The 12,703-nt window shown below is 73.9% G+C and carries 9 protein-coding genes; 4 read left to right on the top strand and 5 right to left on the bottom strand.

Features of this window, described 5'->3' with window-relative positions; genetic code table 11:
- Positions 1–41: 41 nt before the first annotated feature.
- Together QPK52_RS15925 and QPK52_RS15920 are read left to right on the top strand one after the other, a co-directional pair.
- Positions 42–2,993 carry a BTAD domain-containing putative transcriptional regulator gene (locus tag QPK52_RS15925; RefSeq protein ID WP_410538157.1) on the top strand — a complete coding sequence of 984 codons (2,952 nt, stop codon included), beginning with the start codon at positions 42–44 and terminating at the stop codon, positions 2,991–2,993.
- A 224-nt stretch (positions 2,994–3,217) separates the two neighbouring features.
- The gene (locus tag QPK52_RS15920; RefSeq protein ID WP_206346948.1) at positions 3,218–3,376 is read left to right on the top strand and encodes a hypothetical protein; all 159 of its coding nucleotides are present in this window, start codon (positions 3,218–3,220) and stop codon (positions 3,374–3,376) included.
- 588 nt (positions 3,377–3,964) lie between these two features.
- On the opposite strand, the gene QPK52_RS15915 is transcribed toward QPK52_RS15920, so the two are convergent.
- The 3 genes from QPK52_RS15915 to QPK52_RS15905 all read right to left on the bottom strand — a co-directional run bounded on the left by QPK52_RS15915 (position 3,965) and on the right by QPK52_RS15905 (position 8,234).
- Positions 3,965–4,462, bottom strand: coding sequence for a hypothetical protein (locus tag QPK52_RS15915; RefSeq protein ID WP_410538156.1), 498 nt, complete (start codon positions 4,460–4,462; stop codon positions 3,965–3,967).
- Between the two features lie 171 nt (positions 4,463–4,633).
- On the bottom strand, positions 4,634–7,129 hold the full coding sequence (locus tag QPK52_RS15910) for a PQQ-binding-like beta-propeller repeat protein (protein ID WP_410538155.1): 2,496 nt from the start codon (positions 7,127–7,129) through the stop codon (positions 4,634–4,636).
- Between the two features lie 295 nt (positions 7,130–7,424).
- Positions 7,425–8,234 carry a VOC family protein gene (locus QPK52_RS15905; protein WP_410538154.1) on the bottom strand — a complete coding sequence of 270 codons (810 nt, stop codon included), beginning with the start codon at positions 8,232–8,234 and terminating at the stop codon, positions 7,425–7,427.
- 129 nt (positions 8,235–8,363) lie between these two features.
- Here QPK52_RS15905 and QPK52_RS15900 point away from each other — a divergent pair, with 129 nt between their 5' ends.
- Positions 8,364–9,011, top strand: coding sequence for a TetR family transcriptional regulator (locus QPK52_RS15900; protein ID WP_410538153.1), 648 nt, complete (start codon positions 8,364–8,366; stop codon positions 9,009–9,011).
- A gap of 149 nt (positions 9,012–9,160) precedes the next feature.
- Here the strand turns inward: QPK52_RS15900 and QPK52_RS15895 are convergent, their stop codons facing one another.
- Entirely contained in the window at positions 9,161–10,450 is a 1,290-nt protein-coding gene (locus tag QPK52_RS15895) for a S8 family peptidase (protein ID WP_410538152.1), read from the bottom strand.
- 186 nt (positions 10,451–10,636) lie between these two features.
- The gene (locus QPK52_RS15890; protein WP_410538151.1) at positions 10,637–11,704 is read right to left on the bottom strand and encodes a LuxR family transcriptional regulator; all 1,068 of its coding nucleotides are present in this window, start codon (positions 11,702–11,704) and stop codon (positions 10,637–10,639) included.
- 429 nt (positions 11,705–12,133) lie between these two features.
- On the opposite strand from QPK52_RS15890, the gene QPK52_RS15885 reads away from it, so the two are divergent.
- Positions 12,134–12,676 carry a GNAT family N-acetyltransferase gene (locus tag QPK52_RS15885; RefSeq protein ID WP_410538150.1) on the top strand — a complete coding sequence of 181 codons (543 nt, stop codon included), beginning with the start codon at positions 12,134–12,136 and terminating at the stop codon, positions 12,674–12,676.
- Positions 12,677–12,703: the final 27 nt, after the last annotated feature.

Genomic DNA, 12,703 nt, shown 5'->3' with positions numbered 1-12,703 from the left:
ACACTGTGCGCTGCGGGTCGTCACACTTCGCAGGGGGCACCATGGACGGCGAGGGGCACACCGGGCGCGAACGACTGCAGCAGCCGGACAACGGTCGTCACCGGCTGCGTTTCGCCGTGCTCGGACCGGTACGTGCCTGGCGGGACGGCGAGCCGGTCGGCGTCGGCTCGCCCCAGCAGCGCGCCCTGCTCGCCGCCCTGCTGCTGCGCCGCGGGCAGACGGCCACCGCGCAGGAACTGGTGGACGCGCTGTGGGGCGAGGAGCCGCCGCAGCGCGCCCTGGCCGCGCTGCGCACCTACGCCTCCCGGCTGCGCAAGGTGCTCGGCGCCGAGGCCCTGATCAGCGAGTCCGGCGGCTACGCGATCCGGCTGGGCCCCGACACCGGGATCGACGCGGACACGGCCGCCGCCCACGCCCTGGAGGCGGAGAAGGCGGTCTCCGGAGGAGACCGCCACCGGGCGCGCGAGCTGTACGCCGCGGCGCTGGCGCAGTGGGACGGCGAGCCCCTGGCCCACGTCCCCGGGCCGTACGCGGAGAACCAGCGGACCCGGCTGGAGGAGTGGCGGCTGTCCCTGCTGGAGCACCGCCTCGACCTCGACCTCCAGCTCGGCTCCCACGCCGAGGCGGTCAGCGAGCTGACCGCCCTGACCGCCGAGCACCCGCTGCGCGAGCGGCTGCGCGAACTGCTGATGCTGGCGCTGTACCGCAGCGGCCGCCAGGCCGAGGCCCTGGCCGTCTACGCCGACACCCGGCGACTGCTCGCCGAGGAACTGGGCGTGGACCCCCGCCCGGAACTGGCCGAACTCCAGCAGCGCATCCTGCGGGCCGACGAGGAACTGGCGCAGCCCGTCGAGGAGGCCGCCCCACCGGGCACGGCGACCTTCGTACGGCCCGCGCAACTCCCGGCGACCGTGCCGGACTTCACCGGTCGGACGGCTTTCGTGGCGGAGCTGGGCGACCAGCTCGTCGCCGCCGAGAGCCGGGTCATGGCGGTGTCGGCGGTCGCGGGCATCGGCGGAGTGGGCAAGACCACCCTGGCCGTGCACATCGCCCACGCCGCCCGCGACCGCTTCCCCGACGGACAGCTCTACATCGACCTCCAGGGGGCGGGACCGGCCCCGGCCGAACCGGAGGCGGTCCTGGGCGCGTTCCTGCGGGCCCTGGGCATCCAGGACTCCGCGATCCCCGACGGGGTGGAGGAACGGGCCTCGCTCTACCGCTCGACGCTGGCCGGCCGCCGCATCCTGACCCTGCTGGACAACGCCCGCGACGCCGCCCAGGTGCGCCCTCTGCTGCCCGGCACCGAGGGCTGCGCCGCGCTGATCACCAGCCGGGTGCGGATGGTGGACCTGGCCGGCGCCCACCTGGTGGACCTGGACGTCATGAGCCCCGAGGAGGCCATGACCCTGTTCACCAGGATCGTCGGCGCCGAACGGGTGAGCGCCGAGCGCGAGGCCGTCATGGACGTCGTCGCGGCCTGCGGCTTCCTGCCCCTGGCCATCCGCATCGCCGCCTCCCGCCTGGCCGCCCGCCGCACCTGGACGGTCTCCTTCCTGGCCTGCCGGCTCGCCGACGAACGCCGCCGGCTGGACGAGCTCCAGGCCGGCGACCAGGCGGTCAAGGCCACCTTCGAACTGGGCTACGGCCAACTGGAGGCGGAACAGGCCCGCGCCTTCCGCCTGCTGGGCCTGGCCGACGGCCCCGACATCTCCGTGCAGGCCGCGGCCGCCATGCTGGAGCGCACCCCGGAGGAGACCGAGGACCTGCTGGAGTCCCTGGTCGACACCTCCCTGCTGGAATCGGCCGCCCCCGGCCGCTACCGCTACCACGACCTGGTCCGCCTCTACGCGCGCACCTGCGCCGAACGCGACGAGGACCCCGCCTCCAACCGGGCCGCCGCACGGTCCCGGCTGCTGGACTTCTATCTGGCCACGGCGGCGGGTGTGTTCGCGCTGGAGCGTCCCGGCGACCGCACTGTGGAACACCTGGCCGCCACCGAGTACACCGGACTGGCTTTCGACAGCCGTGCCACGGCGCTGGACTGGCTGTTCGCCGAGGCCGACTGCCTGCTGTCCTGTGTGGAGCAGTCGGTCGGCGGCGACACGCTACGCCGCGCGACCGACCTGCTGATCGCGGCCAAGGACCTGGCCGACTCCGGTACCCACTCGCTGCGCTACGAGCGGGCCGCCACTGCCGTCTGCCGGGCGGCGGTGACCGTGGGCGACACCTGGGCCGAGGGCCGCGCCCACATCATGCTCACTCATGTACACACGGTGGCGGGCCGCTTCGACCAGGCCGACGAAGACGCGCACCGCGCCATGGTGCTCGCCGAGTCCACCGGCGATCCGGTTCCCAGGTGCTACGCCCCCAACGACCGTGGCATCATCGCCATCTATCAGGGCCGCTACGAGCACGGCGAAGCACACCTGAACCAGGCCATCGAGGCTTTCCGGACCGACGGCAACCGCACCGGCGAGGCCAGCGCCCTGTGCAACCTCTCCCGCATCCATCTGGCCCTCGGCCGTATCGACAGCGCGATCCGGCTCGCCGAGCAGGGCGTGGACATCTACATCGACATGAAGCTCAACATGCGTCTGGCCAACGGTCGTTACGCCCTGGGAGTGGCGTTGACGAGTGCCGGGCGCGTCAGCGAGGCCCTAGACCAGCTCAACAGGGCTCTCGCGCTCTTCCACGAAAGCCGCCAACCGCTGTGGGAGGGCGTGACCCATCTGCGGCTGGCCGAGGCGCACCTGGCGGCACGCCGTCCCGCGCAGGCCGCCGCTCACGCCGAACAGGCCCTCGCGCTGCGCGGTATCGGCGGTGAGTGGCGACGTGGGACGGTACTGATGACCCTGGGGCGTGCGCTGGACTCCCTGGGCCAGACGGACCGCGCACGTGCCTGCTGGCAGGACGCACTGGCCATCTTCGACTCCCTGGGTTCCCCCGAAGCCGACGAGGCCAGGAAGTTACTGGCTCCTGCCGTCGCCGCGTAGCGACTCGAAGGGCCTGCCGCCGGAGGCGGACGTTCATCGATCGTTTATCGCCGCACGCCATGCTTATGCCCATCGACCCGTCGCGTCGGGGGGCAGGCAGGTCGATGGGCCCAACACCCTGTACCACCGGGATGAGCGGCCCGAAGTCCGTCCGGCGGCCCACGGGGGAGCCGCCGGACGGGCCCCCGGGATGCAGTTCGTCACCAGACCTAGGAGTCGGCCGTATGAGCGAGACCACCAAGAAGCCCATCACTGGCGGTCCCAACCAGGACAACCACGTGTCGAGCCCCGGCAGCGACGGCCCGACCACTCAGGACAACCACGTCTCGGGCGGTGCGGCCGGCACGGAGGACAACCACGTGTCTGGTGACGGGGTGAAGTAAGACCACACCAGTCGGGGGACACCAGGGACCAGCGGCGGCGATGCAGAGGGGGGATCGCCGAAGCTGGTCCCTGAATGTGTGCGGCGCATGGATCAAGCCGCTGTCAGATGGATTTCCAGCCATGAAGATCGAACAGTCGCTCTCTCGGCACTAGTTTGTTTCGCGAACGGGAACACCGTTATCCACAGAGGAGCCCTTATGACTCACTCGAAGAAGGTTCTCGCAGCCTTCGCCCTCGCAGCAGCCCTGATGGGTGGTGCGGCTACCCCGGCCATGGCCGAAAACCACGCTCCTGTTGGACCGCAGGGCGTCTCCACTCTGGGGCCGTGTGAGAACCACGCGCCCGCGCCGGGATGCGGTGGCTCCGCAGCCGAGTCGCAGAGCGACAACCACGTCGGCTGACTTGAGAAAACATGGCTTGTAGGCAGGCCGGGGCTTGCAGACCAAGTCAATGAGTCGGGGGAACCGCTGTTGCGGTTCCCCCGACTCATTGACAAAGTTTCGCTCTTCCTTCCCAGAGAAGAAAGGGTCCGGCGCCGCTGGTCACACGCCCGGCCCCGCCAGAACCTTCGCCGTCCCCGGACCGGTTCAGCCGAGCACGTGGACACTGCAGTCGTCCGCGGTCCCCACCATGCTCGGGCGTAGCGGCTTCACCTCGATGCGCATCGTCTCGTCCTCCTCCACGCTGACGCGCTTGGAGGTGCTGTCGACGGTGTCCCCGAAGTCGTCGACCAGGTCCACGTAGACGGTGTAGGTGCCTGCGTCTCCGTCGGAGAGTTCGATCACTGTCCCCTTCTTGCCCCTGGCGCACGAGATGATCTCGGCGTCCGGCTCGTCCCTGTACGACGAGGAGCCGGAGGATCCGGAGGAGCTGCTGCCGACCGTCGTGCTCCGGTAGCCGCTGTAGCTCGACCGGCTGCTGGAGCCGTCCTTGCCGCAGCCGCCGCCTCCGCTCTTGCTGCTGCTCCCCCGGCCGCCGCCGCCCTTTCCGCCGCCGCTCCGGGCCTGGCTGAAACCGGACAGGGCCAGCGTCACGACGGTGACGGCGGCTATCAGCTTGAGATGGCGCTTCGCGGAGCGCTTCATATCGCGTTTCTCCCCCGGTGGACGCACGGCGCGCGTACGCGCCCGCTGTTGACTGCCGGACTTTCTACCAGGGTTCACGCGGGGAACGGCCAACGGGGTTCCCGCGCACAACGGTTCGCCGGGAAACCGGAACGGGCGGAGCCGGTGAACGGGCGGAACGGGGCGGGCGGGTCAGGCGCGGGCCTGGCCCGTCCCCTTGGCCGCGTCCAGCGCGTACACGCAGCGGTCCCGGCTGCATGCGAAGACCACGCCGCCCGCGACCACCGGGGAGCCGGTGATCTCGCCCTCCGTGGCGAGCTTCCAGCGCAGCCGGCCCCCGACGGCGTCCAGCGTGTACAGGCAGTGGTCCGCCGATCCGAAGTGGACCCGGCCGTCCGCCGACACCGGGGAGCCGGTGATCTCGCCGCCCGTCGCGAAGCGCCAGCGGGGGGTGCCGCTGACCGCGTCCAGCGTGTAGAGCGCGCTGCCGCTGCCCAGGTGGACCAGCCCGTCGGCCACCACCACCGGCTCGGCCGACTGGCGGGACTCGGTGGCGATCCGCCAGCGGTCGTGGCCGTTGGCGGCGTCCAGCGCGTACACAGTGCCCAGGTAGTCCGCCAGGTAGACGCCGCCGCCCGCGATCGCCGCGCCCGGCGCGAAGGCCGGCGGGCACAGGAACGCGGCGGGCGCGTCGAAGCGCCACCGCTCCGCTCCGGTGGCCGCGTCCAGGGCGAAGACGCGCGAGCCGGCGCTGACGTACACCGCGCCGTCGTCGGCGGGCAGCAGCCGCACCGGGACGCCGCCGGTGGCCGAGGAGTCGCCGACCGGGTACGACCACTGCTCGGCGCCGGTGCGCGCGTCCAGCGCGTACAGCCGCCCGTCGCCCCAGACGTAGACCGAACCGCCCCGGATCACCGGACCGGCCTCGGGGGTCTCGAAGTCGGTCTGCGCGCCGGACAGCTCCCACAGCCGCTCGCCGCTCGCCGCATCCCACGCCTGTACGCCGCCGCCGCGGGTGCCGGTGACGACCGTGCCGCGGTCGGCGCGCAGCGCGTACACCCAGCCGTCCGCCGCCAGCCGCCAGACGTCGGAGCCGTCACGGGCGTTCAGGGCGTACAGGCTCGGGCCGTCGGAGGCGTGGACCCGGCCGTTGCTGACGGCCATCGACCACGCCACCTCACGGGTCTTGAACTGCCGCCGCCCCGTCGCCACGTCCAGCGCGTGGACCTCGAAGGAGGTGACGTACAGCAGGCCGTCGGCGACGACCGGGGTGCCCCACACGTCGTTCGACATCCGGAAGCGCCACGGCCGCCAGCGCGGCGGCGCGGCGGCCTCACCGCTGCCGGGGCCGCCCGCGGGACTGCCGGAGGGGCTGTGGGAGGGGGCCTGGGACGGGGGGTGGGCCGCGGTGGCGCCGAGGGCGCCGGTACCGCCCGCGCCGCCGCCGTCCGGCGCGCGCAGCACCCAGGACGTCGGGGCGCTCACCTCGGTGACGCGGGCCCGGGGCCGCCGGGGGCCGGGGCCGATGGGCAGCGGGGCGCCCGGCAGCCGTACGGAGCCCTCCGCCGGGGCGTGCGGGGGCGGGACGTGCGGGGGCGGTGGGACCGGAGGCGGCGGCACCGGGGGCGCGGCCACGGAAGCGGCGGGTGTTCCCCCGCCCCGCGGATCGGCGGCCGGGGGCCGCCACTCGGCGCCGGGTCCGGCCGCCGCGCGGGCGGGGGCGTGGGCCGGGGCGGGCGCGTGCTCCGGTGCCCGGTGCCTGGGCCGGGACGCCGGCTGCGCGGGTCGCACCCGCCCGCCCCGGTGCCGCTCGATCAGCGCCACCGCGCCGGCCGGCAGCCAGGCGGAGGCCGTGCCGCTGTCGTCGCCGCCGGAGGAGAACAGGTGCGGGGCGAGCTGCGCCTGGAGGTCGGCCGGGGTGGGCCGCTGGTCGGGCTCGGTGCGCATGCAGGACTCGATGAGCGGTCTGAGCTCGTCGGGCAGGCCCTCCAGGTCCGGGCCCTCGCGCAGCAGCATGAAGACGGTCTCGACGGGGTTCGCCCCGTGGAAGGGCGGATGGCCGGTGGCGGCGAAGACCAGGGTGGAGCCGAGGGAGAAGACGTCGCTGGCGCCCGTGACGCTGCGCGAGTCCCGCGCCTGCTCGGGCGACATGTACGAGGGCGTGCCGACGGCGACGTTCGTCATCGTCAGCCGGGTGTTGGACACCCCGGAGGCGATGCCGAAGTCGATCACCCGCGGGCCGTCCTCGACCACCAGCACGTTGGAGGGCTTCAGGTCGCGGTGGACCAGGCCCGCGCCGTGGATGGACTGGAGCGCCTCGGCGACGCCGGCGGCCAGCCAGCGCACGGCCTGTGCCGGGAGCGGCCCGCACTCGTTGACTATCTCCTCCAGGGACGGCGCGGGCACGTACGCGGTGGCCAGCCACGGCACCGCGGCGCGCGGATCGGCGTCCACGACGGCGGCGGTGTAGAAACCGCTGACCGCGCGGGCCGCCTCCACCTCCCGGGTGAAGCGGACGCGGAAGAGCTGGTCCTCGGCCAGCTCGGTGCGCACCGTCTTGATCGCCACCCGGCGCCCGGAGGCCGAACGGGCGAGGTAGACCAGCCCCATGCCCCCGGCGCCCAGCCGTCCGAGCACCTCGAACGGGCCGATACGCCGCGGATCGTGCTGCGTCAGCTGCTCCACCACTTGCCTGCCACCTCCCCGTCGGGGTCGACGATCGCCGCCCCGTGCAGCCTTCCACCGCCGTACCGGTCCCGCGGTCCGACAGCGATTCTTCCTGGCGAAGCCCTCGGTTGCGAACCCGGGGGCGGTGAGTCGCCCATTCCCGGCCGGTGAGGTCCGGGACGGGACCGGTCAGCGGCCGCCGGGCCCCTGCGGCCCCTGCGGCCCTCCCGGGCGCCGCCCCGGGCGCGGTTCGCGGGAAGCGGTTTCCCGGACGCGGTCCCCGGACGCCCCGGACCCGCCGCCTCCGCTCCCGGCCTCAGAGGGCGGTGGAGGTGTCCAGGACCCCGAAGCGCGCGCCCTGGTTGTCGACGAGGACGGCGTAGCGTCCGAAGGGGGTGTCCTGCGGGCCGTCGACCGTACGGCCGCCCAGGCGCACGGTCGTGCGGACGGCCGCGTCGCAGTCGGCGACCGCGAAGTGGACGAGGAAGTGGGCGGGCATCTCCACCGGGTACGTCTCGTCGATCATCGTACGGCTGCCGACGGCGTGCTCGTCGTCGGCGGGCTCCCCCCGCGGGGCCCAGACCATGACGTCGGCCGCCCCCCCCGCGCTCTCGTCACCGGCCGGGTACATGGAGTAGCCGAAGACCTCCCGGTAGAAGGCGTCCACCGGCTCCCTCTCCCGGGTGCACACTTCCGTCCACACGTACGAGCCGGGTTCGCGCACCGCCTCGAAGCCCGCCAGCTCCCCCGGCTGCCACAGGCCGAAGACCGCGCCGCCCGGATCGACGGCGGTGGCCGCCACCCCGTCCCGGCCGACCGCCTCGGGCTCGGTGACGAGCTGCCCGCCCGCGGCCCTGATGCGTCCGGCGGTCGCCGCGGCGTCGGGGGCGGCGAAGTAGACCGTCCACACCGTCGGCAGCCGCCCGTCCGGCTTGCGGACCAGCGCCACGGCCCGCCGGCCGCCGAGCAGCGCGACCGTGCGGGACCCCTGTCCGGGCGGGGCCGGGTCGCCGAAGGTCCAGCCGAACAGCTCGCCGTAGAAGCGCTTGCCCGCCTCCAGGTCGGGGAGCATCGCGTCGGTCCAGCAGGGTGTGCCCTCGGCGAAGGCGCCTCCGGCAGCGACCATCTCCGGCTCCTTCCGTGCGGTTGCGTCCCGATAAGCGAACGCTATCCGCGGATTACCCCTCGTGCAGGGGATCACCCCATTTGGGGCCGGTCGAATCGCGGGCCGATCATCCCTCGGTAAGCTGACGACATGACAGGACAAGTACGAACTGTTGACGGTCGGGTGGCCGGGCGCCGTGGCCAGGCGACGCGGCAGAAGCTGCTCACCTGCCTCGACGAGATGCTCAGCTCGTCGCCCTACCGCGACGTCCGGGTGATCGACGTCGCCCGGCGCGCGGGCACCTCTCCCGCGACCTTCTACCAGTACTTCCCGGACGTGGAGGGCGCCGTCCTGGAGCTGGCCGAGGAGATGTCGAAGGAGAGCTCCTCGCTGAGCGAGCTGGCCACCGACCGCCAGTGGACGGGCAAGGCCGGATGGCAGACGGCGGAGGAGCTGGTGGACGGCCTCCTCTCCTTCTGGCGGGAGAACGACGCGATCCTGCGGGTGGTGGACCTGGGCGCGGCGGAGGGGGACAAACGTTTCTCCAAGATCCGCACGAAGGTCCTCAACGGGATCACCGGACCGCTGGCCGACTCCATCGGAAAGCTCCAGTCCAAGGGCAAGGCGGACCCCGACATCAGCCCGGCGGCCGTCGCGGGCTCCCTGGTGTCGATGCTCGCCTCGGTGGCCGGCCAGCAGAAGGCCGCGCAGAACTGGGGCGCCAAGAAGTCCGACCTGAAGCCGAGCCTCGCCTATCTGCTCTACCTCGGCGTCACGGGCCGCAAGCCCAGCCGGTAGGCGTCCGGGCCGCCGGCCCGGCTCCCCGTCTTCTCCCGGCTCCCGATCCCGTTCCGTCCCGTTCCCGTTCCTGTCCGTGCCCGGCCTCCCGGGCGGCCGGCCCCTGTCACCGGCCGCCCGGGGAGCCCGCCATGAGGCGCCCGGAGGCGTCAGAAGCGGCTGTAGAGGAGCCGGTTCGGCGAGCCCTGCCCCGGATCCGCCACCCGGCCGGCGCTCGACGCGTCCAGCAGCGCCCGGGTCACCGCCGCGGGCGTGGCGCCCGGGTTCCCCGAGAGGTGTAGCGCCGCGGCGCCCGTCACATGCGGCGCGGACATCGACGTACCGCTCATCGTCCGCACCGCCGTCTTCGAGTCGATCCCGGCCGACGGGACGGAGGCGCCGGGCGCGAAGACGTCCACGCAGCCGCCGTGGTTGGACCAGCTCGGCCTGGAGTCGTCCCGCGCCGTCGCGGCCACCGTGATCACGGACGGCTCGCGGGCGGGCGACTGGGTGCACGCGTCGGTGGCCTTGTTGCCCGCCGAGACCACGACGGTGATCCCCGCCTGGACCATCCTCCGCACCGCCGCGTCCTTGGCGTCGCTCGCGGCGCCGCCGATGCTCACGTTGGCGACCGCGGGCCCGACGGCGTTCCTCACGACCCAGTCGTAACCCGCCAGCACACCCTCGGTGGTGCCCGAGTTCTGGCAGTCGAGCACCTTCACGGCGACCAGCTTCACGCCCTTGGCGACGCCGTACGCCGCACCGCCCACGATCCCCGCCACGTGCGTGCCGTGCCCGTGGCAGTCGGAGGCCGTCCGGTTGCCGTCCACGAAGTTGTAGCCGTAGGAGGCGCGCCCGCCGAAGTCCTCGTGGGCGATGTTGACACCGGAGTCCACGACGTAGGCGGTGACGTTCGACGCCGTGGTGCCGTAGCCGTAGCTCGCGTCCAGCGGCAGGTCGCGCTGGTCGATGCGGTCCAGGCCCCAGCCCGGGTGCGGCTGTACGCCCTGGGTCACGCCCCGTGCCGCGCTCCGGACGGCGGCCGCCTCCGGCGCCTGCGGCAGGGCGTCGCCGCGCTCGACGCGGTTGGCCTCGACGTACGCCACCGAGGGGTCGGCGGCCAGGCGCCGCGCCTGCTTCTCGGTGGCCTTCAGCGAGAAGCCCTTGAGGGCCGAGGAGTAGGTGCGCTCCGCCTCGCCGCCGAAGGCGCCGGTCAGCTCCTCGGCACGGTCGCGTACGCCCCCCGCCGTCCTCAGCCCGCGGGCCCGGTCGCCGGAGTCCTTCAGCACCACGATGTACTCGCCGTCCAGCGCGCCGGGCGCGTCCGCGCCCCGGACCTCTCCCAGGGGAGCGGGCTCCGGGCCGGGGGCGGCCGACGCCGCCTCGGCGGTGGTGCCCGCCAGGACGAGCGCCGCCAGGGCGGCGCCGACGGCTATTCGGGGTCTTCTGGCCTTCTTCAACGTGTGTTCTCTCTTCGCTGGGGGGTGCGTGTGCATTGGAGAGTGCTCACGGTTTTAGCCGATGGCATGTCACCCGCGGGGCACCGGGGTGCCATGGCACAGCGGTGCCCGGGTGCACTTATGTGCCAGGCCGGTGGCACGCGGCCGGTGGCGTCCGGGCGTCGCGGGACATCGCACGGCCGGGCCTCACAACCAGCCCCGCCGCTGCGCCTGGAGGGCGAGCTGGAAGCGGCTGCCCGCACCGGCCTGCGCCATCAGCAGCTCCATGCGGCGGAAGAACGTGCGGCGGCTGACGCCCAGTTCGCGGATGATCTGGCTGTCGGGCGCCCCCGCCACCAGCATCGCCAGGATGCGGCGCTCGGCCGGGCCGGGCCTGGCGCCGCCCGGCGCGGCGGTCCCGCTCTCGGGGTGGATGGGCAGCGCCCGGTCCCAGTACGCCTCGAACAGTGCCCGCAGCGCGGCGAGCAACGCGCTCGGCCGCACCACGAGCATGCTGCGGCTGACGTCCACGTCCGCGATGGACATCGAGACGAAGCCGACGCGGTCGTCCACCACCATCAGCTTCACCGGAAGCCCGGACACCACCCGGGCCTCCTCGCCCGCGTCCACGCACGGCTGGACGTTCTCGGTGAGGTAGCCGGGGTGGGCGAGCGACTCCCGTGTGTACACCACCCGGTAGCGCACTCCGCGGCGCAACTGCCCGACCTCCTCCTTGGTGCCGCGCTCGGTGTCCCAGAAGTACGGCGGCGAGTCGAACCGCAGCACCTCCCGCCGCGCCCCGCCCAGCGCCTCGCCCAGCACGCGGTCGATGTCGCCGCCGGTCACCTCCTCGGCGACCGAGCCGCCCACGGCCGACGGCGTACGGCGGCGGTAGCGCTCGTAGGCGCGCGCCACCGCCGAACGGGCCTCCTCCAGCCGCAGCATCTCGCGCCGGGAGAGCAACTCCAGTGCGGACGCGGGCGGCACGGGCACCAGCCCGTCGGCGAAGTCCGGTGCGCCGCGCTCATCACCGCCCGCCCCTTCACCGCCGGCCCCCTCGCCGCCGGCCCCCTCGCCGACGGGCACCTCCGCCGCCAGGCCGAGCGCGAGCAGCGCGCGCCGCGCCTCGGGGGAGGCCTGGGGCACCGGACGTCCCGTAAGCAGTGCCACGTACAGGGCGACGGCCCCGCCGTCCACGCCGAGCGCGGACAGATGGGCCGCCAGGGTGTCGGGGCGCGGCTCCTCCGCCGACGCACCGCCTCCGTCGCGCCTCACGCTGCGGCACCTTAGTGCCGCTGTCCCGCAGGTGTCACCGGCCGTCCGCGCACCGGTGTACAAAGTCCGCGTACGCCGCTCGCCGGCCGGTCGCAACCCCGGCCGCCGGGCGGGGTGCCGCCGCTCCGTGGCGATGATCACGGCCCGGCACCCGGGCGGTCCCCCCGGGTGCCGCACAGCGCACGGAGGCAGGCGGCGATCTCCGGGTATCCGGACTCCGGGGCGCAGGTCCCACGCTCCGGGGTCCGGGCCGGGGGCGAACCGGTGAGGAGTGCGATCGGCGATGCCTCCCCGCATCGCGCCGGGGGCCGCCGGGACGGCGTGTCCCGGCGGCCCCCGGCCCTTTCCCGTCTCCTTCACGCACCGCTTCGCGCACCGCTTCGCGCACCGCGCGGATTGGCGGGCGCCCCGCCGGAGCAGGATCGTCATGTGACGACGACGAGCGCGAGCACTTACGGGGAGCGGCACACGGTGGTACGGCTGCCGGAGTTCACCGGGGCCGACCGGGAGGAGGTCCGCGGGGGCGTCCCCGACCCCTTCGAGATCGAGGGGCTGGTCATGGCGTGGCGGCCCAAGCAGGAGCACTTCGGCATCCGGCGGGAGGGCCGCCTGGTCGCGCACGCGGGCCTGGTGACCGTGCCGGTGGCCATCGCGGGCTCCCGCACCGAGGCGGTGGGCCTGGGCGGTGTGATCGTCGCGCCCGGACTGCGCGGACGGGGCCTGGGGCGGGCGGTCGTCACCGCGGCGGTGGACCACGCGCGCGGCATGGGCCCCGACGTCGGCCTGCTGTTCTGCTGGCCGGAGTGGATGCCGGTCTACGAATCCCTGGGGTGGCGGGAGTTGGAGGAGCACGTCCGCGTCGAGCAGCCCGACGGCCCGGTGACCATGCCGATGCGCACCATGTGGACGCCGCTGCGCGAGGGCGCCGACTGGCCGCCCGGCCCGGTGCGGCTGCTGTCGCTGCCCTTCTAGGTTTCCGCGCCCCCTCCCCGGGAAGCC

This window comes from Streptomyces sp. KL2 (assembly GCF_046529545.1).
GTDB lineage: Bacteria > Actinomycetota > Actinomycetes > Streptomycetales > Streptomycetaceae > Streptomyces > Streptomyces radiopugnans.
This window is presented reverse-complemented; position numbering and strand designations above follow the sequence as displayed.

What these genes read in the sequence shown, in the direction of transcription:
- QPK52_RS15900 (WP_410538153.1), top strand. Translation starts at nt 8,364, where the DNA reads ATGACAGGACAAGTACGAACTGTTGACGGTCGGGTGGCCGGGCGCCGT.
- QPK52_RS15905 (WP_410538154.1), bottom strand. Translation starts at nt 8,234, where the DNA reads ATGGTCGCTGCCGGAGGCGCCTTCGCCGAGGGCACACCCTGCTGGACC.
- QPK52_RS15915 (WP_410538156.1), bottom strand. Translation starts at nt 4,462, where the DNA reads ATGAAGCGCTCCGCGAAGCGCCATCTCAAGCTGATAGCCGCCGTCACC.
- QPK52_RS15920 (WP_206346948.1), top strand. Translation starts at nt 3,218, where the DNA reads ATGAGCGAGACCACCAAGAAGCCCATCACTGGCGGTCCCAACCAGGAC.
- QPK52_RS15925 (WP_410538157.1), top strand. Translation starts at nt 42, where the DNA reads ATGGACGGCGAGGGGCACACCGGGCGCGAACGACTGCAGCAGCCGGAC.